Source organism: Ruegeria sp. HKCCA6707, from assembly GCF_013033515.1.
GTDB lineage: Bacteria > Pseudomonadota > Alphaproteobacteria > Rhodobacterales > Rhodobacteraceae > Ruegeria.
Genome location: NZ_WQEG01000028.1, coordinates 1 through 1,331 on the forward strand (window position 1 = coordinate 1; position 1,331 = coordinate 1,331).

Sequence of the window (1,331 nt, forward strand, 5' to 3'; positions counted from 1 at the left end):
ACCACGTCGGCCGATAGCTCTAAGCCCAAAGCAGTCAATTGGCAGAACAGTATCCTATCCGAAAATCGCCTCTAAGCTTCTGGGTCGCTCGAAGTTTTATCGAGCTCAGCGAGTTCTTCCCAAAGGCCTTCAGGGATAGACCACTCTGCCCATTCCATCGCCTGTTGAACATGCTGAGGCCATGTCACTCCACAAACCGTCGAAGTGATGTCGTCGTCTTTCATCGAGTATTGCAACGCGACCGCCCCGACCGGGACATCGTAGTGTCCGCATACCTCTTCAACAGCACGTATTGGCGCAAGTACTTCATCATCTGCAGGTCGATACACATAAAAGCGATGGATGGCGCTGCCTCGGGCAAGTGCACCTCCGGAATAAGGTGCTGCGTTCAATATTGAAACGCCTCGTGATTTCGCGAGTTCTATCAGAGGTGCTGCGTTATCGTTCACTAGCGTATGTCTGTTGTGTGTCAGGACCACGTCAAAATCCCAACCCTCCAAAATTGGCATCATTAAGTCGATACGTCCCGCCGCGATTCCGACCGCCTTTGCAAGACCTTCCTCCTTGATACGGAACAACTCTTCAATCGCGCCACCTCGTCCTTTGACCTCAGATAGGTCATTTGCATATTCGACATCATGGACGTGGAGTATATCAACGCTGTCGACGCTTAGGGCCGCGAGACTTTCCTCGAATGATCTACGCGCCTGAGAAGCATCAAAAGCACCGGTTTCCATGTCCCGGTCGATTTTGGTGGAAAGCACCTGACCGTCCGGCCAACCACCAAGCTCACGAATGACTTTTCCTATGCGCTCTTCACTTCGTCCCATGGCATAGCAGCGGGATGTGTCCAGGAACGCATTTGGCTGCGAAAGAATTGCCCGAATTGTATCAATCGCGCGGTCTTCCTCAACTTCATACCCATAGATTTCCGGGATACTTCCCAACCCCGTCGATCCAAACCCGATGCGAGGGACCCGTATACCTGTCTTACCAATTTCGCGTAGCTCTGCCATGCCAACCTCCCAATTGGTTCCGGACATTCACAGATGTTGCGCCAGTAGTTTATTGAAAACAAGTCAAGCTTGTGGCTGGAGTTACTCTCCGGGCTCAATGCAATCGTTCAAGCCGCAAATTCACCAAGTTTTTTTTAGCGAATGGCAGAAATGTCCGCAACCCGGTCGTTCAGGCAGATAGCAGCAAATGGCTGCTCCGAGCCCAAAGCCGCCGTTAATCCGGCATAGGTACGCTGCTCCGCGGCGAATGACCGCTCTGAGCTGCCGATTCAACTGATCGCCGCAACACACTCTTGGAACTTCTCTGCGGGTGAG

1 protein-coding gene is annotated in these 1,331 nt (G+C 52.4%); it reads right to left on the minus strand.

Going from position 1 to position 1,331, the window contains the following annotated elements:
• Positions 1 to 71 precede the first annotated feature (71 nt).
• A complete protein-coding gene (locus GOW40_RS22010) occupies positions 72 to 1,016 on the minus strand; it encodes an aldo/keto reductase (RefSeq protein WP_171133854.1) in 945 nt (314 codons plus the stop codon).
• Positions 1,017 to 1,331: the final 315 nt, after the last annotated feature.

Excerpts from the sequence above, each read along its gene's own strand:
- GOW40_RS22010 (WP_171133854.1), bottom strand. The coding sequence starts at position 1,016 with ATGGCAGAGCTACGCGAAATTGGTAAGACAGGTATACGGGTCCCTCGC.